Raw genomic sequence first — 21,540 nt, 5'->3', positions numbered from 1 at the left:
TGCTCGGCCCAGAACCCCTCGGGGTCGCTGATCGAGGCCGCATACATCGCATCATAGCGCGCCGCGTCGACGTGGGCGTTTTTGACTTGTTCGTCTGACGGGGGGTAGGTCTTGCTCATCGGGCTCTCCTCCTGAAGGTGATTGGGGGCAGGGAAAACCTCCCCGCCCCCGAAATCAAGTGGTTCCTAAGTCGCGTGCGTGGATCAGATGGCCAGATATTCTGCGCGCAGCGCCTCGTTCTCCAGCACTTCGGCGGCGGTGCCGTCATAGACAATTGAACCGGTGTCGAGAATCACCGCGCGATCAGCGAGTTGCAGCGCGCGCACGGCGTTCTGTTCGACAATGATGGTGGTCATGCCCTGCTCCTTGACGTGGCGCAGGGTCTTTTCGATCTCGTCGACGATGACGGGTGCCAGCCCCTCATAAGGCTCGTCCAGCAGCAGCACCTTGAGGTCGCGCGCCAGTGCGCGGGCGATGGCCAGCATCTGCTGTTCGCCACCCGACAGCGTCACGCCTTCCTGCTTGCGGCGCTCGCCGAGGCGCGGGAAGAGGTCATAGAGGCGGTCCAGCGACCAGCCGATTGGCGGGGCGATCTGCGCCAGTTGCAGGTTTTCCTCGACCGTCAAACCGGGAATGATGCGGCGATCTTCGGGAACAAGGCCCAGCCCCGCGACCGAGGCCTGATGCGACTTCATCAGGTGCAGCGGCTGGTGGTCCAGCCAGATTTCGCCCTGGTTCACCTGCGGGTCGTCCAGCCGCGCGATAGAGCGCAGCGTGGTGGTCTTGCCCGCGCCGTTGCGGCCCAGAAGCGCGAGGATTTCGCCCTCATGCACGTTAAAGCTGACACCTTGGACGATGTAGCTTTCGCCGTAGTAGGAATGCATGTCGTAGACCGACAGGAAGGCGGGGGCCGTTTCGGCCATGTTGGAATTCTTGGAAAAATCGGGACGGACGTTCATCTTTTTCTACTCCCGTCCCGGGCTTGACCCGGGACCTCGTGGGTGGAGGGAGGCCCCGGCGCAAGGCCGGGGCGCGATCGGCAGCGTCAGGTGTGCGCTTCGCCCAGATAGGCTTCTTGTACCTTGGGATGGCCCTTGATGTTCTCGGGGGCATCCTCGACCAGCGGCGTGCCCTGCGCCAGAACCGTGATCCGGTCTGCAAGGGAAAAGACCACGTGCATGTCGTGTTCGATGATGGCGATGGTGATGTCGCGCTGGTCCTTGATCTGCTTGAGCAGGTCGATGGTGTTGTTGGTGTCGGCCCGCGCCATCCCGGCGGTGGGTTCGTCCAGCAGCAGGAGTTTCGGCTCTTGCACAAGGCACATGGCCATTTCCAGCCGCCGTTTGTCGCCACGCGACATCGAGGCCGAGTGCATGTGGCGTTTGTCCAGCATGTTGACCTCATCCAGCATCTTTTCGGCCTCTTCGATAAGCGTGTGCTCATTCGAGACCGATTGAATCGCATGTAGGCGATAGGCACCGTCCCGTTTGGCAAAAAGCGGGATCATCATGTTCTCGAAAACCGTGAGGTCGCCAAAGATTTCGGGCGTCTGGAAAACGCGGGAAATCCCCATCTGGTTGATCTCGTGGGGGCTGCGGCCCAGCACCGACTGGCCCTGGAACATGACCGATCCGGTGTCTGGGATCAGCTTGCCCACAAGGCAGTTCAGCAGCGTGGATTTGCCAGCGCCGTTCGGCCCGATAATCGCATGACAGGTGTTTTCCTGCACCGAGAGGTTCACATCGGAAAGCGCTTTCAGGCCGCCGAACCGTTTGCCCACGTCTTTGATTTCAAGGATACCCATGGGTTTTTCTCCTTATTCCGCGGGTTCGGTCTTGGCCGAATTGGGCTCTTCGGTTTTCTTGCGGCGGAAGAGGCGCGCAATGCGTTGGCCGCCTTCGACCAGACCGCCGGGCAGGAAGATCACCACCAGCATGAAGATGATGCCCAGCGTGAGGTGCCAGCCTTTGCCGACGAAGGGGTGGATGATGAACACCACCGAATCCTCCAGCCCGTCGGGCATGAAGCTGAACCAGCTGTGCAGCACGTTGTCGTTGATCTTCGAAAAGATGTTTTCAAAATACTTGATCATGCCTGCGCCCAGCACCGGGCCGATCAGCGTGCCAGCGCCACCGAGGATGGTCATCAGCACAACCTCACCCGACGCGGTCCACTGCATCCGCTCGGCCCCGGCCAGCGGGTCCATCGCCGCCATCAGGCCACCGGCCAGACCGGCATACATGCCGGAGATCACAAAGGCCGCAAGCGTGTAGGGTTTCGGGTTCAGGCCGGTGTAGTTCAGGCGTTGCTGGTTCGACTTGATCGCCCGCAGCATCATCCCGAAGGGCGAGCGGAAGATGCGGATCGACAGGTAGAAGGCAAGCAGCATGACCACGGCACAGACGTAGTAACCTGCCGAGAAGGTAAAGCTCCACGGGCCGACCACCATGTCATAGGCGCCGCGCATCTCGATACCAAAGAGGTTGGTCACCGGGATGGAGCCGTCGGCGGTCTGCGACACACCCAGAACACGCGGATCGTCCAGCGTCAGTTGCAGGCCGGTTTCGCCATTGGTCAGCGGCGTCAGCACCGAGTAGGCCAGCGCAAAGGACATTTGCGCAAAGGCCAGCGTCAGGATCGAAAAGTAGATCCCCGACCGGCGCAGGCTGACAAAGCCGATGACCAGAGCAAAGACCCCCGCGATGACAACCGACAGCAGGATCGCCGGGATGATGTTCATCGACAAAAGCTTGAACATCCAGACCGCCGAGTAGGAGCCGACCCCCAGAAAGGCCGCGTGACCGAAGGACAGGTAGCCGGTCAGGCCGAACAGGATGTTAAAGCCGATGGCGAAGATCCCGAAGATCACGAAACGCTGCATCAGGTCCGGATATCCGGCGTTGAACTGCGCCAGACCGCTGTCCGTCGGGAAGGGGTTGAGGATAAAGGGGGCGAGCATTGTCAGCGCCACCACGATGATCAGCAGGGTGCTGTCTTTCTTGTCCAATCCAAGCATGGCGGTTTACTCCATCACGCCTTTGCGACCCATCAGACCGCGCGGGCGGGTCAGAAGGATGACAATGGCGACAAGGTATATGATGATTTGGTTGATGCCGGGGATCAGGGTGATGACCTGCTCCATGGACGCAAAACTCTCAAGGATGCCCAGCAGGAAACCCGCAAGCACGGCACCGGGCAAAGAGCCCATCCCGCCGACCACAACCACCACAAAGCTGAGGACGAGGAAATCCATGCCCATATGATAGTTTGGCGCGTTGATTGGCCCGTACATCACACCCGCAAGGCCCGCCACAGCGGCGGCGATGCCGAACATGATGGTAAACTTGCGGTCGATGTCGATGCCCAGCAGGCCCACGGTTTCACGGTCGGCCATGCCCGCGCGGACCACCATGCCGAAGGTGGTGAATTGCAGGAAGGCAAAGACCGCGCCAATGATCACCAGCGCAAAGCAGAAGTAGACGATCCGCCAGACCGGGTAGACAATGGTCGAGGTCAGTTGCGCGATGCCGGACAGCGCCTCGGGGGCGGGGGTCTGGATCGGGTTTGCGCCGAAGTAGTATTTGACGATTTCCTGCAACACGATCGCCAGACCGAAGGTCACAAGGATCTGGTCGGCGTGGGGACGCTTGTAGAAATGTTTGATCAGCCCGCGCTCCATGATGAAGCCGATGAAAATCATGACCGGGATGGCGAACAGGATGGCAAGTGGGACCGACCAATCGATGATGCTTGAGCCGACCTCGGGCCCGAACCAGCTTTCGACATAGGGCGTCTTGACCTTCAGCGGGTTGCCGAGAAAGTCCGTTTGCGACGGGTCGATGGTTTCGAACGACGAGTTCAGGATACGCTGCAACGTCACCGAACAGAAAGCGCCGATCATGAACAACGCGCCGTGCGCGAAGTTGACCACGCCCAGCGTGCCGAAGATGAGTGTCAGACCCAACGCGATCAGCGCATAGGCCGAGCCCTTGTCGAGCCCGTTCAGAATTTGGAGGATAATAGCGTCCATTGTCCCACCCTTTGCGGTCGGAGTGCGGAGAAAACGGGACCCGTCAGACGGGCCGAGGGGAGTGAAGAGACGGGGGCAGGGCGCGCGGCCCTGCCCCTACAGACGGTCCCGTCGGGACCGGCCCGTTATGCGCCCGGATTGCAGGAACCCAGCTGACCGCCCGCAAACATCGGGTGATCGGCGGCGTACTCAACCTGCGCACGCGGGGTGATTTCCACGATCTCGAGAAGGTCGAATTCCGAGGTCGGGTTCTCTTTGCCCTTCACAACCAGCACGTCCTTGAAGCACTGGTGGTCTTCCGCACGATACAGGGTCGGGCCGTTGCCCAGGCCGTCGAATTCGAACCCTTCGAGGGCTTCGACAACGGCACAGGGGTTGAACGAACCAGCGCGCTGAACGGCATCCGCATACAGCAGGGTCTGCACATAGCAGGTGTGCGCGGCCTGGCTCGGCGGGAAGCCGTATTTGGTGCCAAAGGATTTCACGAAGGTCTTGGAGCCTTCGTCCTGTAGCGACCAGTGCCAGTTGGTCGATCCGAAGATCCCCTTGACGTTGGCCCCGGCACCCTTCGCCATCAGGCGCGAGTACAGCGGCACGACGATCTCGAACTGCTTGCCGTCGACGATCTTTTCACGCAGCCCGAACTGAACGGCGTTGGTCAGCGAGTTGACCATGTTTCCGCCGTAGTGGTTCAGGACCAGCACGTCTGCGCCCGAGTTCAGAACCGGCGCGATGTAGGACGAGAAATCCGTCGCCGCCAGCGGGGTCAGCACGTTGTTGACGGTCTGCCAGCCAAGTGCCTCGGTTGCGGCTGCGATCGACTCCTGCTGGGTCCAGCCCCAGGTGTAGTCGGCGGTCAGGTGATAGGCCTTGCGGTCGTTGCCGTAGTTCTTGGCAAGCACCGGGGCCAGCGCCGCACCCGACATGTACCCGTTGAAGAAGTGGCGGAACCCGTTCGCCTTCTTGTCTTTGCCGGTGGTGTCGTTCGAGTGGGTCAGGCCCGCCATGAAGATGACACCGGCCTCTTGGCACAGGCCCTGAACGGCGATTGCCACGCCCGAGGACGACCCGCCGGTGATCATCACCGCGCCGTCTTTTTCGATCATCGACTTGGCCGATGCGCGGGCGGCGTCGGACTTGGTCTGGGTGTCGCCGGTCACATACTCGACCTTGCGGCCCAGAATGCCTGTGCCCTCAAGGGATTTCGACGAGAACGTCGACAGCATTCCGCCGTCGCCGCCACCGTTCAGGTGCTCGACAGCCAGTTCGTAGGCGCGCAGCTCGTCGGCGCCTTCGTCAGCATAAGCGCCGGTCTGCGGAACGTTGAAGCCCAAGGTGACTTTGTCGTTGCCCGGCGCATTGGTAAAGCCCGAGTGGCTGGCAGCGGAGAGATAGGTGGGCAGCGCAAGGCCGGCACCGGCTGCTGCACCGGTCTTGATCACGCCACGGCGCGTCACATTCTTAATGGACATAAAATCCTCCCGTTTCGAGAAATCCGCCCCGAATTCTCCTCAGCACCCGGGGCGATCGCACATCTGTGCAAACGCAGTATGGCAGCGGGGTGGAAAATTGTGCAACAAGCGCTTTACGTGTAACGGTTTTTTTGTCAACGTCTGAAAAGAAATCAGTCACGTTTTGTAAAGGTGTTTATATTGCGCCGCAGAAACCCATTGAAACCGCAGAGGAATGCGAAATGCCCCGCGACACGTTAACCGGATCGCGGATCCGCGAACGTCGGGTGTTGCGTGGACTGAAGCAGGCCGATCTGGCACGCCAAGCGGGAATTTCGGCCTCATACCTCAATCTCATTGAGCACAACCGGCGTAGAATCGGCGGAAAGTTGCTGCTCGCCATCGCCGATATTCTGCGGGTCGAACCGGCGGCGCTGACCGAGGGCGCGGGGGCCGCCCTGATCGCTTCGCTGCGCGAGGCCGCCGCCGACAGGCCGCTGGTCGGGGCGGAACTTGACCGGGTGGACGAATTTGCGGGTCGTTTTCCGGGGTGGGCGCAACTTCTGTCGGACGGTCGTGCCCGCATCGCCCAGCTGGAGCGCAGCCTTGAAACACTGAACGATCGCATGACCCATGATCCGCATCTTGCCGCCTCGCTGCACGAGATGCTGTCAACCGTGACGGCGATCCGGTCCGCCGCCTCGATCCTTGCCGAGCCCGGCGAGGTGGATGCCGAATGGCAGGCGCGGTTTCATCGCAATATCTATGAAGACAGCGCAAGGCTGGCCGAGACCAGCCGGGGTCTGGTGAGCTATCTCGAAGCCGATGAAACCTCGCCGCTGGAAACCGGCACGCCGCAAGAAGAACTGGACGCGATCCTGGAGGGGGCGGGGCATACCATCCCCGAACTCGAAGAGGGCAAGGGCGTGGATGCGGCGCTGTCGCGACTGGGTCGAAGTCTGTCCGAGGCCGCACGGGGGCTGTTCCGTCTTTGGCTGGAGCGTTACGCCGCTGACGCCGCCGCGCTGCCCTTGCCGGCTCTGGGCCCGGCGATTGCGGAGCATGGTCCCAACCCGGCCGTCCTGGCCGCGAAACTGGGGGCCGATCCCGCCCGCATTATGCGCCGGTTGGCGGCCATGCCGCCAGAGGTTCTGCCAACCCCCGTCGGGCTGGCGGTCTGCGATGCGTCCGGCGTGTTGACCTACCGCAAGCCGTTGCCGGAATTCCCGATGCCGCGGTTTGGCGCGGCCTGTCCGCTGTGGCCGCTTTACCGCGCCCTGAGCAGGCCGCATGTCATCCTGTCCGGACCGGTGATGCAGGCTGGCCGCAGCAGCGCGGCGCTCTGGGCCGAGGCGCTGGCGACCCCAGTTGGCGGTCCGGCGGTGAACGCCGATCCGCTCTACCAGGCGCAAATGATGGTGCGCCCGCTTCCGCCGGGTGTAGAGGCCCCGGTCGCGCTGCCGCAACTGGGGGTGGCGTGCCGGGTTTGCCCGCGCGAGGCCTGCGAAGGCCGTCGCGAGCCGTCGATCCTTGCCTCAGCCAGTCGGGGCTGACCGTGGTCCGCTTGAACGCGCCGCTGTAAGCCCCTGACGGCGCATAGCCGTTTCACCGAACGTGCTTTGCCTGACGTGTCTTCACCGGGTTCCGGTCGATGCGGCCGACAGGGTTTCAGGAAAACCTTTGCCGAGGGGCAACAGTTTTTTGACACGGGCGGAAAATACCGCCTAAAATCGCCTTATCTGCCAGAGGTCGGGCACAAAAGAACCGGGCGGCGGAATGCGGGGGAAAAGAATGGGCGGTCAAGTTCTGCTGATCGAGGACGAACCGAATATCATCGAGGCGATCAGGTTCATTTTGTCCAGGGACGGATGGCAGGTGCACACCCATTCCAACGGAACCGACGCTGTCCAGATCGTACGCGATCGGGGGCCGGATGTGGTGATCCTTGACGTCATGCTGCCCGGCCGCTCGGGGTATGACATCCTGCGGGAATTGCGCGATGATCCGGCCCATGCTGACCTGCCGGTTCTGATGCTGACCGCGCGCGGGCAAAGCAAGGATCGTGAAATGGCCGAACGCGCGGGGGCCAGCCGGTTCATGACCAAACCCTTCTCCAACGCCGAAGTGCTCGACGCGGTCCGAGCGTTGTCGCCGCGATGACCCGCTCCGCCAGCGGTTTGCCGGTGCGTCCACCGGGCAAACCTCCCGCTGGCGCGGTGCCGATCCATGTCGAGCGCCAGACATTCCGCCGACGCCGCCTGATAGATGCGACCTGTGCATTGCCCCTGCTGGGATGGGTCCTGTGGTGGCTGCCGCTGCTCTGGTCCGGGGCTGAGGTGACGGTGCCCGCGTCCATGGTCTTGATCTATATCTTCGGGGTCTGGATCGCGCTTGCCATCGGCGCGGGACGGCTGGTTCACCTGCTGCACCGCAACCGGCCGGTCGGGTCCGGGACCAAGGGGGGCGGGCGGTGAGCACGCTCAACATGCTGGCGGTGATTTCTGTCGCTTATGTCGCATTGCTGTTTTCGGTAGCCTTTTTTGCCGAACGCGCCGCGCTGCGTGGGCGCGAGCGGTGGTTGCGCGCCCCTTTGGTCTATACCCTGTCGCTGTCGATCTACTGTACCGCATGGACGTTTTACGGCGCGGTCGGCAGTGCCGCCCGCAACGGGTTCGAGTATCTTACGATCTATCTTGGCCCGAGCCTTGTCATGCTGGGCTGGTGGTGGATCCTGCGCAAACTGGTGCGCATCGGGCGCAATCAACGGATCACCTCCATTGCCGACCTGATTTCGTCCCGCTACGGCAAATCCAACCTGCTGGGCATCGGTGTCACCATTCTCGCCGTGGTCGGGACAACCCCCTATATCGCGCTTCAGTTGCAGTCAGTGACACTTTCGGTCGAAGTCTTTGCAACGACCCAGGAGGGCGCCGAGGGCGCGCCCGGTCTGACGGCGTTCTGGGTGGCGGCGGGGCTGGCGGTCTTCACGGTTATTTTCGGCACCCGGAATCTGGACGCCAATGAACGCCATCACGGGGTCGTCATGGCCATCGCCGTCGAGGCGGTGGTCAAGTTGGCTGCCCTGCTGGCCTTGGGGATATTTGTGGTCTGGGGCTTGTCGGATGGAATATCCGCAACTTTGGCCCGCATTGACGCGTCCGCGCTGGGCAGTTGGTCGGTCGACAATGGCCGCTGGGCCGGGATCATGCTGCTGTCGGCGGCGGCGTTCCTCTGTCTGCCACGGATGTTTCAGGTGCTGGTGGTCGAGAATGACAACGACGCCCAGCTGCGCATGGCTGCCTGGGCCTTTCCTTTGTACCTGATGGGGATGAGCCTGTTTGTGGTGCCGATTGCGGTCACCGGGCTTGACCTGTTGCCGCCCGGATCCAACCCCGACCTTTTTGTGCTGACGCTGCCGCTTAGTCAGGGCAAGGAGGGGCTGGCGATGCTCTCTTTCCTTGGCGGGTTCAGTTCGGCCACCTCTATGGTGATCGTGGCGGCCATTGCCCTGTCGACCATGGTGTCGAACCACATTGTCATGCCGGTCTGGTTGCGCCTGCGGGTGGGGTCGGCCAGCGTGTCCGGCGATGTGCGGCACGTTGTTCTGGTGTCCCGGAGGATCTCGATCGCCGGGGTACTGCTGCTGGGCTATCTCTACTACGCCCTCTCCGGTGGCCGGACAGAGCTTGCCGCGATCGGGTTGGTGTCGTTTACCGGTGTGGCGCAGGTGCTGCCCGCGCTTTTGGGGGGCATCTTTTGGCGCGGGGCCACCCGGATCGGCGCGCTGGCGGGGCTGACGGCGGGTTTTGTGACATGGGGGTACACCCTGTATCTGCCCAGCTTTGGCCCCGGCACCGTTCTGCCCGACGCATGGTTTGTGACCGGGCCATTTAACATCGCCGCCTTGCGGCCCGAGGCGCTGTTCGGCATCGGCTTTGACGACAAGCTGCTGCACGCCATGTTCTGGAGCCTGCTGCTCAACGCGCTTGCCTTTGTCGCCGGGTCATTGCTGAGCGAAGCCTCGCCGCTGGAACGCCTGCAAGGGGCGCAGTTCGTCTCTGCCCAACAGGCCGGTGCCGGTCCCCGAAGCTGGTTGCAAAGCACGGCGGAAAGCGAAGACCTGATGGTCATGACGCAGCGCATTCTGGGCGCGCAAGAGGCGCAGGCGCTGTTCCTGCGTGAGGCCCGGTCGCAGGGGGTAGAGGGCGATCTGCCCGCCCCGACCCCGGAATTCCTGCAACGGCTGGAACGCGAACTGGGCGGGTCCGTGGGGGCGGCGACGGCGCACGCCATGGTGGGCCAGATCGTCGGCGGAGCCATGGTCTCTGTCGAGGATCTCATGGCGGTGGCCGACGAGACGGCGCAGATGATGGAATATTCCGCACGTCTGGAGGCGCAGTCACAGGAGTTGACGCGCACGGCGGGCGAATTGCGCCGCGCCAACGAAAAGCTGACACGCCTGTCGGTGCAAAAAGATGCGTTCCTGAGCCAGATCAGCCACGAACTGCGCACACCGATGAGTTCGATCCGGGCGTTTTCGGAAATCCTGCGCGACGCACAGGGCCTGACGCGGTCCGAACAGAACCGCTATGCCTCTATCATGCACGACGAGGCGCTGCGGCTGACCCGGCTGCTGGACGACCTGCTGGACCTATCGGTGCTGGAAAACGGACAGGTCAGCCTGAACCTGACCGAAGGCAGGCTGGAGGATGTGCTGGACAGGGCGGTCTCAGCGGCCTTGGCGGATGAGGCGGGGTCGGGAATCCGGGTGATCCGGCGCCGGGTCAACGAGCAGGTCTATCTGTCGACGGATGTCGAGCGGCTGGCGCAGGTCTTTATCAACCTGATCGCCAACGCGCGGAAATATTGCGACGCCGATGAGCCCGTTTTGCGCATCGTCGTGACGGAGGCACGGAACGATCTGTTGGTGGATTTCATCGACAACGGGTCGGGCGTTGCCCCCGAGGCACAGGATGTGATCTTTGAGAAATTCGCCCGCGTGAGCGATCAAAAGGCAGGCGGTGCCGGTTTGGGTTTGGCGATTTCGCGCCAGATCGTGGCGCGTCTGGGCGGAGAGATCAGCTATCTGCCCGATCGGGACGGCGCGGCCTTTCGCGTGTCACTGCCCTTGCGGCAAGTGTTGGCCGCGCAATAACCCCGCCCGACGCCGGATTATTCAAACAAAGTACAGAGTGTTAAAGCCCTTGGTAACCAAATCGGCCGATAACGGGGGCCGGAGGCAGTTTTCGATGGGCATTCATCTGCATGGCTGACGGTGCGCGAAATGACGTTATGGGCCAAAAGGCCCTGGCGGCTCAACGGGCCTATGAGGCGCGTGGCATGTCGCTGGCCAAGGCGTTGCGCCGGGCGTTGTCGCGAACGGCCGATGTGCTCTGGGATCTCGCTCTGGTCACGCAATCCGTCACGGTCGACAAGATGGACCAGGACGAAGTGGTTGAGGCGCTTGGAAAAAAGAACCTTTTGGTGGTTCTGGACGGTCCGGACGGCGCGGTCGGCATCGCCTCTGTCGACCGTCAGGTCATGACCGGTGTGATCGAGGTCCAGACCATTCAGCAGGTCACCCAGATGCCAGTCGAGGATGACCGCCTTTTGACGCAGACTGATGCCGCGATGCTGGCCCCGCTGCTTGACGGGGCCTTGGGGCGTCTGGCTGACACTCTGACGGATCACCCATTGCACGCGCAGCTGTCGGGCTATCGCTATGGTGCGATGATAGAGGATCCGCGCGCGGCGAGCCTGCTGCTGGATGCAGCGGGGTATCGGTCGTTCCGGGCCGACATCGATCTGGCGCTGGGTCGGCGGCGCGGCGTGCTGACGTTCTTCCTGCCCGAATGCAAACCTAAGCAGAGCGCGCCGGGTGCGGTGCAGGGGGCCGGCCCGCACGAAGAGCGGTTGAGCCGGGTGCCCGCGCGACTGGACGCGGCGCTGGCCCGGATCACCTTGCCCCTCAGCAAGGCCGAGGCGCTGAAACCCGGCGACGTCCTCAACCTGCCACTGGACGCGTTGGCCAAGGTTGAGGTGATGGCGGGCCGTGGCCACCTTGTGGCGCGCGGCCGTCTTGGACAACTGAACGGGTTGCGCGCGGTGCGCCTGACTTGGCCGGGGAACGGTACGGCGTCTCTCTCCACAACCGATCCCGCATCAAATCCCGCGACGACCCCGCCCAAGGCGGCAAAGGGCGCTGCGTTCGACGATATGGATGCGGCTCCGGCGGCAGCTTTGTCTGCCCTTCCGGACGTGCCGACGTTTGACGCAGGCGGGGCGGAGGATTTGCCCGACCTGCCTCCGATGGATTTTGGGGCAGACGCCGGTGATTTCGATTTCGGCGATCTCGGTGAGGATCTCGCCGATGTCGGCGATGGTCAACCGATGGCGGCCCTGCCCGAAATCGACGTCAGCGATGGGTTCGCGTCGGCCCCGCTGGATTTTGATTTCGATGAAAAATAGCAGGGGCGGCACCTAAAGGCGCGACGCTGACCTTCAGGGTTTGGCCAGGGTTTCCAGCGTGGGGCGAAGCCCTTCCAGATTATACCCTGCCTTGGCTGCGGCTTCGATCACCGAATCCGCACCCAGGGCTTCGGCATTGCCCAGAGCCCAGATCACCGAACAGCGCGTTCCCGAGGCGCAGTAGGCCAGAACAGGTCCGTCGGCGGCCGCAACCAGTTCCGCCTGCGCGAGGATGTTTTCGGCGGTCATCGTCTGATGGGTGATGGGCAGCGCGGCAAAACGCAAACCGGCGGCCTCAGCCGCAAGGCGCATGGCCTCCGTCTGATGCGATGGCGGAACCTCCGCATCGGGCCGGTTGTCTATGACCAGAACATAGCCCGCCTCCTTGATCGCCGCGCAATCCTGCGGGTCGATTTGCGGCGAAACGTGATAGCGGTCTGTCAGGGCGTTGGGTTGCATGGACATCGTTTATTCCGCCGGAACCGCTCTGTCCAGACGCGCTCGCGCGATGGGGGCAATCAGCATCCCGCCCAGCATGGCCGCGACAAAGACATAGAGCGACGGCCCGCCATAACTCAGCGACGCGATGGCCGGTCCGGGGCACAGGCCCACCAGTCCCCATCCCATGCCGAACATCACCGATCCAAGGATAAGTTTGCCGTCGATGTTCTTCGACGGTGGCGGCGGCAAAGGGGTGCCCACCAGTGATGTGCTGCGCTGGCTGCGGATCATCCAGGCGATGGCCATGGGGATCATGGCACCGCCCATGACAAACGCCAATGTCGGATCCCAGGCCCCGAAAACATCCAGCCAGCCCTGAACCTTGGTGGTGTCGGTCATGCCCGACACAAAGAGTCCGGTGCCAAAGAACCCGCCCGCGATGAAAGCGATAATCAGTTTTGCCATGTCAGATCACCCCAAGAATGTGACGGAAAACAACGACGCCGATGCCACCGGCGAGGATGTAGCAGAAGGTGGCGACAAATCCGCGGACCGACAGCCGTGACATGCCACAGACCCCATGCCCCGAGGTGCAGCCGTTGGCGATGCGGGTGCCCACCCCGACCAGCAGACCGGCGGCGATCAATACGACATGGTTGTCGGTGATATGTGGGGTAACCGCGTAAAAGAAGGGCGCAAGCAGGAAGGGAAGCAACGCGACGCCAATCAGAAAGACGATGCGTTCTGCCGCCGTGGACCAGCCCGATCCATCGACAAGCCCGCCGATGATACCGCTGGCGCCCATGATGCGTCCATTGCCAAGGAGGTAGACGGCCCCGCCGGTTCCGATCAGCAAGCCGCCGATCAGACCCCATATCCAGTCGATAGGCATTTGAGAGTTTCCTTTGTCTGCACAGGCGCACATCCCCGATGTGCGGTGGGACGATTTTTCGCCGAAAAATCGGCTCTGCGACATAAGCCGCCGGAGCCGGTCCAGTTGCTCAGAGCTTGTTGACGGGCACCTTGAGGAACACATCGCCCTTTTCGTCCGCGGGCGGCATCTGGCCTGCGCGCATGTTTACCTGCAACGACGGGATGATCAGCTTGGGCATGGCCAGCGTTGCGTCACGGCTATCGCGCATCTTGACGAATTGCTCTTTCGATTTGCCTTTGCCGACGTGGACGTTTCGGGCCTTTTGCTCTGCCACGGTGGTTTCCCATGCATAGTCCTCGCGGCCCGGTGCCTTGTAGTCGTGGCCGACAAAGATGCGAGTCTCGTCGGGCAGGGCGAGGATCTTTTGAACCGAGTCGAACAGCGTTCCGGACGAGCCGCCGGGGAAATCGCAGCGCGCGGTGCCGAAATCGGGCATGAACAGCGTGTCGCCGACAAAGGCCGCGTCGCCGATGGTGTAGGTCAGGCAGGCCGGGGTGTGACCGGGCGTGTGCAGGACGTCGCCGCGCATCTGGCCGATGTGAAAGCTGTCGCCTTCCTGAAAAAGCTGATCGAACTGCGACCCGTCGCGTTGGAATTCGGTGCCTTCGTTGAAGACCTTGCCAAAGGTATCCTGCACGATCTTGATGCGGTCGCCGATGCCGATCTTGCCGCCCAGACGGTCCTGAATATAGGGCGCGGCAGACAGGTGGTCGGCGTGAACATGTGTTTCCAGAAGCCACTCGACCGTGTATCCTTTGTCCTTGACGAAGGCGATGATCGCGTCAGCCGATTTCGTATCGGTCCGGCCGGATGCATAGTCAAAGTCCAGCACGCTGTCGATGACGGCACAGGACGTGCCATTGGGATCGCGCACCACGTAGGAGATCGTGTTGGTCGCGTCGTCGAAGAAGGCGGTGACTTCAGGTTTCATGGCGGTTCCCTCCGGGCGGTTGGGTTATTCATATACGTAAACGTGAATGTGTTTCAAGGGGGAACCTGCGGTTGATATGTATCAAGGCCGCTGTCGCGTCACTTTGACAAAGTCGGGTTATAGTTCAGGAGGCCCTGCATCATGTCCCACCACGTCCAAAAACATGTTCTTCTCGAACGGTTGCGGGCTTTGGGCCTGCGATTGGACGGTATCGAAGCGGCACTTGAATCGCCGCATTCGAAAGACTGGGACGACATGGCCGTCGAGCGCGAAGGCGAAGAGGTGTTGGAACGATTGGGGGCAAGCGGTCAGGCTGAAATCGCCCGAATCAAGGCCGCGCTCAGGCGCATGGCGCAGGGCGGCTACGGGGTTTGCACCCGCTGCGGCGGTGAGATTTCGGCAGAGCGGTTGGCGGCAGTACCAGAAGCCCCGCTTTGCAAAGACTGTGCTGCCGAGGTCTGAGGCACCGGGACGTCAAATCAGGAGAGAACGGAAAATGTCGGAACATGGACATCTCGAAGCGCGGATCGACTCGCTGAGAACGGAAATCGCCGGGTCAAAAGGCAAGGTGCGGTCAGATCTTCTGGAGCACCTGGAACAGGCGGCGATGGGGCTGGAGAATGCTGGCGGAACTGTCCCCGCATGGGTGAAAGAGATGCTGGAAGCCATGCACGAGGATGAGGCCGAAGACGGTTTCGACAACATGCCTCTTTAAGGTGCGTTTGGACAGTCTGGTGCGGTGCCGCCCTGAGGGGCTGTCAGATCGTGCCTGGGCTGACAGCCGCCATCAAGGGGGTCTGGATCACGGGCGGGTTTGCCGGCGCGTCGTCAGGGCTCAGGGCTCAGGGCGTAGGGCTCAGGGTTGCGCAGGCGCAGCGAAAGCGGGCAGGCTGTCGAGCGCCTGTTTCAAGGCCTCGCTCCAGCCATCGCTGATTGTCCGGAAGTAGGGATCATCAAGCTCGATCCGTCCGGTTTCGCCCTGCACCAGACTATCGGTCGCGTAAAGATGATAGTCAAACGGCGCGCCCACGGTGAGATTTGCCTTAACGGTGCTGTCGAAACTGACAAGCAAGAGTTTCACCGCATCCGCAAAACTCAACGCCGGATCATAGGCGCGCACAAGGATCGGGCGGCCGTACTTGATCTCGCCGATCTGAAAGAAAGGTGTGTCCGGGCCAGCCTCGATAAAGTTGCCTTCCGGATAGATCAGGAATAGCCGGGGCGGGCCTCCGGCGATCTGGCCGCCAAGAATTAGCGTGGCATTGAACACCGAAGAGGCGCGTTGTCCGGTGTCGGAATGCCGTGCGATCACGTCACGCAGCGTGTCCGCGATCATTCGCGCGGCCTGATACATGGAAGGCACATCCAGAATCGACGGGTGGCGGTCTTCCCGTGCCTTTTCGCGCTCGTCCAGTTCGCTGACCACCGCCTGCGTGGTGGCAAGGTTTCCGGCGCTGAGCAGCGTGATGACGCGGTTGCCTTCGGTTTCCCAAATCTTGGTTTTTCTGAAGGTCGAGATGTTGTCCATCCCGGCATTGGTGCGGGTGTCGGACATGAAGACCAACCCCCGGTCCATCATCATTCCCACGCAATAGGTCATCGAATGTCCCCGAGTTTTCTACGGGTCACGCCCGATTCGTCGCGGACATTACTGCTGCGCCACCTCTATTGCCACATCCAGAGATTCATCGGCCCCGCCTTGTCGCGTTCCACGAACGGGGGCGGCATCATGGTAGTCCATCCCGGTGGCGACGCGGACATAGCGGTTGTCCGGTGAAATGCAGTTGGCGCAGTCAAATCCGACCCAACCCAGACCGGGAATATGCGCCTCTGCCCAAGCATGCATGGCATCCTGTTCGATCTTGTCGTCCAGAAGCAGGTAGCCCGAAACATAGCGCGCAGGCAGTCCCAGTTCCCGCACGCAGGCGATAAAGACATGGGCATGGTCCTGACAAACGCCGCGGCCCTCGGCCAGCGCCGTTTCGGCGGTCGAGGTCGAATCCGACGCCCCGACTTCATAGGATACGGCCTCGGCGACGGCGGCCATCAAAGCATGCGCCTGATCCAGTTCCGAGCCGCCGGAAACCTCGCGGATCAGCGCCCGCACCCCTGGACCGGGGCGCGTTTGCGGCGTCACCCGCTCATACAGCCAGAGCGGTGCCGGGCCTTGGTGTCGCCCGACGACACCATTGGATTCACCGATGGTGACTTCACCCTCGCAGGTGATGATCAGTTCCTGCGCGCCGCGGTCGATCTCGATCAGGTCGACGGTATTGAGGTGTTGGTCGACATAGTTCAGCCCCCTCCGCCCGCCCGTGACCTTCGTCTCCCATTTCACAACGTTCTGGTTGTGACGGGACTTCGGCGTCTTGCGCAGCTGTTGAAGCCCGAAAGTCACGGGTTCTTCAAAGCTGTAGTGGGTGGTGTGGCTGATGGTCAGTTGCATATGATTCTCAAGTGACTCACGCTGGAAACGGGGAAAGACGGCTCATTCGTAGAATCGATAGTCCAGCTCGATCTGCTGCCCAAGTTCGCTGAGCATGGCCAGCATCTTTTGGATGTATTCATGCAAACCATAGTCGAACACAGCATCGATGTCGAAGCTCAGATAGGCGCGTTCGATATGGTCAATCTTGGCGTATGACGCGACGCTATGGCCATATTCCGAGGCCAGATAGCCAAGGTTGTCGCGCAGTTTGTGCGCGCAAAAGGCCAGCGACCGAGGCAACCGGCGATTGAGGATCAGGAACTGTGCAATATCGCGCGGCTCGGTAGAGGCCCCATATTCCATGCGAAACCCGCCGCGGGCAGAGACAGACCGCAGAATGGTTTCCCATTGCACATTGTCCAGCGACGTCCCGACAGAGGTGACAGAGGGCAGAAGCACATAATATTTGACGTCGATAATGCGCGCGGTGTTGTCTGCGCGTTCCAGAAAGGTGCCGATTCGGGCAAAGTCGTAGATGTCATTGCGCAACATGGTGCCGTGGGTCGCCCCGCGCACAAGCCCGGTGCGCTGCCGGATCTTCCCCAGCACGCCGGGCAGGTCGCGTTCACTGATCTTGCGGGCGAGCATATCCTTGACGGTCATGTAAGCGCCGTTGACCGCCTCCCAGACCTCTCCGGTCAGCGCGGTCCGCACCATGCGTGCGTTTTGCCGCGCTTGTTCCACACTGGACAGGACCGAAGAGGGGTTTTCCCGTTCCCGGAGCAGCCAGTTGATCGCGGAGTCCTTGGTGACCTGATCGTGGCGCTGCACGAACCCGTGCAAGGATCCGGCGGTTTGCAGGACGGATCGCCACTCATCGTCGGTGCTGCCCAGCCGGGTCAGCGCGATGCGCTGGCCGGTTTCGATCAGACGGGCGGTGTTTTCAGCCCGTTCAAGCCCGCGATACATCCAGAACAGGCCGTTTGCAGTTTTTCCCAGCATCGCGCGTCAGTCCTCCAGCACCCAAGTGTCCTTGGTGCCTCCGCCTTGGCTTGAATTCACGACGAGCGACCCTTTCTTGAGCGCGACCCGCGTCAGTCCGCCGGGTGTGATATTGATCCCTTTCGGGCTGACCAGAACAAAAGGTCGCAAGTCCACGTGGCGCGGCGCAAGGCCGGCGCGGGTGAAGATCGGCACCGTCGACAGGCTCAACGTCGGTTGCGCGATGTAATTCGACGGGCGGGCCTCCAGCTTTTTGCGGAACTCGGCGATTTCCTTCTTGGTCGCGGTTGGTCCGATCAGCATGCCGTAGCCGCCAGAGCCGTGGACTTCCTTGACCACCAGATCGCTCAGGTTGTCGAGCACATAGGCCAGCGCCTCCTTCTCGGAGCAACGCCACGTCGGCACGTTTTCCAACAAGGGCCGTTCACCGGTATAGAACTCGACGATTTCGGGCATGTAGCTGTAGATCGCCTTGTCGTCGGCAATGCCGGTGCCCGGAGCGTTGGCGATGGTCAGCCGACCGGCGCGGTAGACATCCATCAGCCCCGGCACGCCCAATGTGCTTTCCGGGTTGAAGGTCAGCGGATCGAGAAAGTCGTCATCGACCCGGCGGTAGAGAACGTCGATCGGTTTGTATCCGCGCGTGGTGCGCATGTTCAGATAGCCGTCCTGCACCCGCAGGTCATGGCCCTCGACAAGTTCGACGCCCATCTGGTCCGCCAGAAAGCTGTGCTCAAAGTAGGCGGCATTGAAGATGCCGGGTGTCAGAACACCGACCGTCGGCTTGCGGTCCAATCCTTCCGGCGCGCAGGCGGCAAGCGAATTGAACAGATCGGTCGGGTAGGTCGAGACCGGTTGCACTCGGTTCTCCGAGAACAGTTCGGGGAACATCTGCAACATGGTTTCGCGATTTTCGAGCATGTAACTGACGCCAGAAGGCGTGCGTGCATTGTCTTCGAGCACATAAAACTGGTCGGGGCCTGTCCGCACAAGGTCGATCCCGACGATATGGGTGTAGACGCTGCCCGGCGGCCGCACGCCGATCATCTCTGGCAGGAAGGCATCGTTGCGCGCGATCATCTCTTGCGGCAGGCGCCCCGCCTTTACGATCTCCTGGCCATGATAGATGTCATAGAGAAAGGCGTTGATGGCGCGGACGCGTTGTTCGATCCCGCGCGACAGTTTCTGCCATTCGCGACCGGAAATGATGCGTGGAATAATGTCGAAAGGGATCAGACGTTCTTCGGCTTCGGCCCGGCCGTAGACGTTGAAGGTGATTCCTGTCAGCCGAAACAGGTCCTCTGCTTCGCGCTGCTTGGCGCGCAGATGCTTTGGATCTTCCCCGTCGAACCATGCGTTGAACGGCTTGTACGGCGCACGGGTTGTACCGTCCATGCCGCCTGTGCCCCACATCTCGTCAAAATTGACTTGATCACTCATGCCTGTGTGGCCCACCCCGTCACTGATTTGTGACCCCCACGCTAGCGGGGTGTTGCTGGGCATGCAACGGTGGTGAAAGGCTAAGGAGAATGAGCCCAGTGTAAATTGCTGAATAATCGGGCAGGGTTGTGCACCGGCACCCCGCCTGCCCGCCGGGTGTGTCAGGCCATTCCGAGGGCGGCCTTGTACATGTCGAGCACCGCTTCTTCTTCGGCGATGTCGTCCGCGTCGCGTTTGCGCAGCGAAATCACCTTGCGCATGACCTTGGTGTCATAGCCGCGGCCCTTGGCCTCTGCCATGACTTCCTTGATCTGTTCGGCGATCTCTTTTTTCTCTTCTTCGAGCCGCTCTACGCGTTCGATGAACTGTTTCAGCTCGCCGGCGGCGACGCCGTAGCTGTCGGTGGGGGTATCCTGCATGTTTGCCTCTTCAGCCTCGTGACCGTTTGGGCCTCTCGATACCCCAGGGCCGTATCCTGCATCAAGGGCATGCTGGCAGGGGTTGCCTCAAAGCCCGAGGGTGCGCTAGGCGCGACGGCAAAGGACAACGGAAGGAACCGTAACATGGCAGGACTGATTTGGGGAGGTGCTGCGCTGTCGGCGGCGGGGCTGGGCGGCTTGATCTGGTGCATCGTGCGGGTCTGGGGGGCACGCCGCGCGGGCCTGTCGGACGAGGACCTGCGCGAGGTCGTGCGCAGGGTTGTTCCGCTGAACATGGGCGCGTTGATGCTGTCCGTGCTGGGGCTGATGATGGTGATCCTCGGGATCTTCCTTGGCTGAGCACGCCGTCGCCGATCCTGACGGCCTATGTGTCCGGCGTCAGCAGCCGCACGCCCTCTATGCCCGCGATGACCTCAAGATCGTCTTCATAGATCTCTGTCAGCATGTCCACATAGGCCCCGTCCCAGCCCGGTAGATCCAGTTCCTCTTCGATCTTGTCGTCCAATGCGTATTTGTCGAGGAAGGCGATCATGACACGCCGTTTCTGGCGTTCCGTGATTGTGGGGTTTTCTTTCAGAAATGCCCGGAACCGCTGCATCCCCTCGCGGGAAATGATCTGGGAATACAGGTCGAAGGCCCCGGTGATCTTGCGGCTGAGGGCGATACCGGCCATTTCACGGATGATCTGCCCCCAGAGGAACGGCGTATCTTCGTTGCACCACAGGGTTATGGGCAAATCCGGCAGCGTTCCCCTGATCCTGCGGAACAGGTCCGACCAGCGGAACCGCATCGGGTCCAGCCCCTCCATGAACGCGGCGAAATCCGCGTGCGGGGTGGCGGCGAAGGCCGCCGGCAGGAAACTCGCCGGGTCGCGCAACCCCATGAAAAGGTGCAGGTCGTTGCCTTGAAAGACCTGTGACAGGGTTGTCAGCCGCTCCTCCGCTCGGTGATAGATATAGCCGTTCTGGAACATCAGTTTCGGCACGGAAAAGAAATTTTCGTTGGAAAGAACCAGTCGTGAGAGTTGCCCCGCATCCTCCTTGAGAATGGCATCCAGAAGGACATCGCGCGTTTCGGGATCGGGCGTGCCGCCCCGCAGCTTGTTGAGCGCCTCGGTCAGCAGCGTCCGGTAGTTGGACGGGCCAGGGATGGCGACACCTTCATGCCGCCACGCCTCGGCGTTGCGAAGCAAGCCTTTGAGCAGCCGATCGTCGTCGGTCTTGTGGGCGCCGGTGTGTAGGATGACCTGCATGTTTTTCGGTATCGTTGTTTGCTCTGGCGACACTATACTCCGGTGTTCGGACAAAGGAACCGGACGGCGCGGCGAAGACGCGCTTTCGTCGCCAAAAATCGCGATTTCGAGTCTTCCTTTAGGCTGCAAGACCAGCTAAACACCCCGCACGCCGCGCCAGTCGGAATGCGGCCGGACGCCCCTATAGCTCAGCTGGTAGAGCAACTGATTTGTAATCAGTAGGTCCGCGGTTCGAGTCCGTGTGGGGGCACCATAAAAATCAAATAAAATGAATGACTTGAATTCGAGCGCGCTTGAGGCTCAAGACTTTGATCGGCGGCCGGGGGACTCATGGGGGACAAATATGAAAAGGGCAACCTGGTCTCTTTTTAGCTCAGTTGCCGGTGAAACCCCTGTTGATTTATTGAGCCTTAACAGGGTGCTGAAAAACTCCGGCCTCGACGGCCATCGAGGAACATGATTCATCGCCACCATGGCATGGATGGAGGTGGCGATGCGCGGATCGGACGAGGTGACGGGATCGCTGTTCAGCTATGTCGATCTTGAGGAGCGCATCCCGTCCCGGCATCCGCTGCGCAAGATCAGGTCCGTGGTCAACGATGCGCTGCGCTCCCTGGATGGCGAGTTCGATCGGCTCTACGCCGGTGAGGGCCGTCCCTCCATCGCACCGGAACGGTTGATCCGGGCCAGCCTGCTTCAGATCCTCTATTCGATCCGATCCGA

Annotated in this window: 24 protein-coding genes and 1 tRNA gene; 10 read left to right on the top strand and 15 right to left on the bottom strand. The window is 61.6% G+C overall.

Going from position 1 to position 21,540, the window contains the following annotated elements:
* Nucleotides 1–203 precede the first annotated feature (203 nt).
* The 5 genes from ACN0S5_RS22160 to ACN0S5_RS22140 all read right to left on the bottom strand — a co-directional run bounded on the left by ACN0S5_RS22160 (nt 204) and on the right by ACN0S5_RS22140 (nt 5,502).
* A complete protein-coding gene (locus ACN0S5_RS22160; protein ID WP_417211352.1) occupies nt 204–959 on the bottom strand; it encodes an ABC transporter ATP-binding protein in 756 nt (251 codons plus the stop codon).
* An 86-nt stretch (nt 960–1,045) separates the two neighbouring features.
* Nucleotides 1,046–1,804: an ABC transporter ATP-binding protein gene (locus ACN0S5_RS22155; RefSeq protein WP_417211351.1), complete on the bottom strand. Its 759-nt coding sequence runs from the start codon at nt 1,802–1,804 to the stop codon at nt 1,046–1,048.
* 12 nt (nt 1,805–1,816) lie between these two features.
* Nucleotides 1,817–3,016 (bottom strand): branched-chain amino acid ABC transporter permease, encoded by a 1,200-nt coding sequence (locus tag ACN0S5_RS22150; RefSeq protein ID WP_417211350.1) that lies wholly within the window; start codon nt 3,014–3,016, stop codon nt 1,817–1,819.
* Nucleotides 3,017–3,022: 6 nt separating this feature from the next.
* A complete protein-coding gene (locus tag ACN0S5_RS22145; RefSeq protein ID WP_417211349.1) occupies nt 3,023–4,030 on the bottom strand; it encodes a branched-chain amino acid ABC transporter permease in 1,008 nt (335 codons plus the stop codon).
* A 125-nt stretch (nt 4,031–4,155) separates the two neighbouring features.
* A complete protein-coding gene (locus ACN0S5_RS22140) occupies nt 4,156–5,502 on the bottom strand; it encodes a substrate-binding protein (protein WP_417211347.1) in 1,347 nt (448 codons plus the stop codon).
* 221 nt (nt 5,503–5,723) lie between these two features.
* Between ACN0S5_RS22140 and ACN0S5_RS22135 the strand changes: the two genes are divergently transcribed.
* The 5 genes from ACN0S5_RS22135 (at nt 5,724) to ACN0S5_RS22115 (ending at nt 11,949) form a co-directional block, all read left to right on the top strand.
* Nucleotides 5,724–7,034 (top strand): helix-turn-helix domain-containing protein, encoded by a 1,311-nt coding sequence (locus tag ACN0S5_RS22135; protein ID WP_417211346.1) that lies wholly within the window; start codon nt 5,724–5,726, stop codon nt 7,032–7,034.
* A gap of 238 nt (nt 7,035–7,272) precedes the next feature.
* Nucleotides 7,273–7,641: a response regulator transcription factor gene (locus tag ACN0S5_RS22130; RefSeq protein ID WP_417211344.1), complete on the top strand. Its 369-nt coding sequence runs from the start codon at nt 7,273–7,275 to the stop codon at nt 7,639–7,641.
* On the top strand, nt 7,638–7,955 hold the full coding sequence (locus tag ACN0S5_RS22125; RefSeq protein ID WP_417211342.1) for a hypothetical protein: 318 nt from the start codon (nt 7,638–7,640) through the stop codon (nt 7,953–7,955). The genes ACN0S5_RS22130 and ACN0S5_RS22125 overlap by 4 nt, the downstream gene beginning before the upstream one ends.
* Nucleotides 7,952–10,636: an ATP-binding protein gene (locus ACN0S5_RS22120; protein ID WP_417211339.1), complete on the top strand. Its 2,685-nt coding sequence runs from the start codon at nt 7,952–7,954 to the stop codon at nt 10,634–10,636. The genes ACN0S5_RS22125 and ACN0S5_RS22120 overlap by 4 nt, the downstream gene beginning before the upstream one ends.
* A 137-nt stretch (nt 10,637–10,773) precedes the next feature.
* On the top strand, nt 10,774–11,949 hold the full coding sequence (locus ACN0S5_RS22115) for a FliM/FliN family flagellar motor switch protein (RefSeq protein WP_417211337.1): 1,176 nt from the start codon (nt 10,774–10,776) through the stop codon (nt 11,947–11,949).
* Nucleotides 11,950–11,982: 33 nt separating this feature from the next.
* On the opposite strand, the gene ACN0S5_RS22110 is transcribed toward ACN0S5_RS22115, so the two are convergent.
* From ACN0S5_RS22110 to ACN0S5_RS22095, 4 genes are all read right to left on the bottom strand, one after another.
* On the bottom strand, nt 11,983–12,408 hold the full coding sequence (locus tag ACN0S5_RS22110; protein WP_417211353.1) for a TIGR01244 family sulfur transferase: 426 nt from the start codon (nt 12,406–12,408) through the stop codon (nt 11,983–11,985).
* A 9-nt stretch (nt 12,409–12,417) separates the two neighbouring features.
* Nucleotides 12,418–12,855: a DUF6691 family protein gene (locus ACN0S5_RS22105; protein WP_417211335.1), complete on the bottom strand. Its 438-nt coding sequence runs from the start codon at nt 12,853–12,855 to the stop codon at nt 12,418–12,420.
* Nucleotide 12,856: 1 nt separating this feature from the next.
* Nucleotides 12,857–13,282: a YeeE/YedE family protein gene (locus ACN0S5_RS22100; RefSeq protein ID WP_417211334.1), complete on the bottom strand. Its 426-nt coding sequence runs from the start codon at nt 13,280–13,282 to the stop codon at nt 12,857–12,859.
* Nucleotides 13,283–13,391: 109 nt separating this feature from the next.
* Nucleotides 13,392–14,255 (bottom strand): MBL fold metallo-hydrolase, encoded by an 864-nt coding sequence (locus tag ACN0S5_RS22095; RefSeq protein WP_417211332.1) that lies wholly within the window; start codon nt 14,253–14,255, stop codon nt 13,392–13,394.
* A gap of 141 nt (nt 14,256–14,396) precedes the next feature.
* On the opposite strand from ACN0S5_RS22095, the gene ACN0S5_RS22090 reads away from it, so the two are divergent.
* Together ACN0S5_RS22090 and ACN0S5_RS22085 are read left to right on the top strand one after the other, a co-directional pair.
* A complete protein-coding gene (locus tag ACN0S5_RS22090; RefSeq protein ID WP_417211330.1) occupies nt 14,397–14,717 on the top strand; it encodes a TraR/DksA family transcriptional regulator in 321 nt (106 codons plus the stop codon).
* Nucleotides 14,718–14,751: 34 nt separating this feature from the next.
* Nucleotides 14,752–14,970, top strand: a complete 219-nt coding sequence (locus tag ACN0S5_RS22085; RefSeq protein ID WP_417211329.1) for a hypothetical protein — start codon at nt 14,752–14,754, stop codon at nt 14,968–14,970.
* A 141-nt stretch (nt 14,971–15,111) separates the two neighbouring features.
* Here the strand turns inward: ACN0S5_RS22085 and ACN0S5_RS22080 are convergent, their stop codons facing one another.
* The 5 genes from ACN0S5_RS22080 to ACN0S5_RS22060 form a co-directional block, all read right to left on the bottom strand.
* Nucleotides 15,112–15,855 carry a peptidase gene (locus ACN0S5_RS22080; protein ID WP_417211327.1) on the bottom strand — a complete coding sequence of 248 codons (744 nt, stop codon included), beginning with the start codon at nt 15,853–15,855 and terminating at the stop codon, nt 15,112–15,114.
* Between the two features lie 48 nt (nt 15,856–15,903).
* The gene (locus ACN0S5_RS22075) at nt 15,904–16,701 is read right to left on the bottom strand and encodes a transglutaminase family protein (protein ID WP_417211326.1); all 798 of its coding nucleotides are present in this window, start codon (nt 16,699–16,701) and stop codon (nt 15,904–15,906) included.
* A gap of 42 nt (nt 16,702–16,743) precedes the next feature.
* Nucleotides 16,744–17,685 carry an alpha-E domain-containing protein gene (locus ACN0S5_RS22070; RefSeq protein ID WP_417211324.1) on the bottom strand — a complete coding sequence of 314 codons (942 nt, stop codon included), beginning with the start codon at nt 17,683–17,685 and terminating at the stop codon, nt 16,744–16,746.
* 6 nt (nt 17,686–17,691) lie between these two features.
* Entirely contained in the window at nt 17,692–19,125 is a 1,434-nt protein-coding gene (locus ACN0S5_RS22065; protein WP_417211322.1) for a circularly permuted type 2 ATP-grasp protein, read from the bottom strand.
* A 161-nt stretch (nt 19,126–19,286) separates the two neighbouring features.
* Nucleotides 19,287–19,544, bottom strand: a complete 258-nt coding sequence (locus ACN0S5_RS22060) for a DUF2312 domain-containing protein (protein ID WP_417211321.1) — start codon at nt 19,542–19,544, stop codon at nt 19,287–19,289.
* 144 nt (nt 19,545–19,688) lie between these two features.
* On the opposite strand from ACN0S5_RS22060, the gene ACN0S5_RS22055 reads away from it, so the two are divergent.
* Nucleotides 19,689–19,904 (top strand): hypothetical protein, encoded by a 216-nt coding sequence (locus ACN0S5_RS22055; RefSeq protein WP_417211320.1) that lies wholly within the window; start codon nt 19,689–19,691, stop codon nt 19,902–19,904.
* A gap of 25 nt (nt 19,905–19,929) precedes the next feature.
* Here the strand turns inward: ACN0S5_RS22055 and ACN0S5_RS22050 are convergent, their stop codons facing one another.
* The gene (locus tag ACN0S5_RS22050) at nt 19,930–20,817 is read right to left on the bottom strand and encodes a hypothetical protein (RefSeq protein WP_417211319.1); all 888 of its coding nucleotides are present in this window, start codon (nt 20,815–20,817) and stop codon (nt 19,930–19,932) included.
* A gap of 177 nt (nt 20,818–20,994) precedes the next feature.
* Here ACN0S5_RS22050 and ACN0S5_RS22045 point away from each other — a divergent pair.
* A tRNA-Thr gene (locus tag ACN0S5_RS22045) sits at nt 20,995–21,070 on the top strand.
* Nucleotides 21,071–21,310: 240 nt separating this feature from the next.
* A partial coding sequence (locus ACN0S5_RS22040) for a transposase (RefSeq protein WP_417211318.1) occupies nt 21,311–21,540 on the top strand: 230 nt, incomplete at its 3' end.

The organism is Antarctobacter sp. (assembly GCF_048262615.1).
GTDB lineage: Bacteria > Pseudomonadota > Alphaproteobacteria > Rhodobacterales > Rhodobacteraceae > Antarctobacter.
Note: the sequence above shows the minus strand (reverse complement) of the source record. Positions and strands in the feature narration are given on the sequence as shown.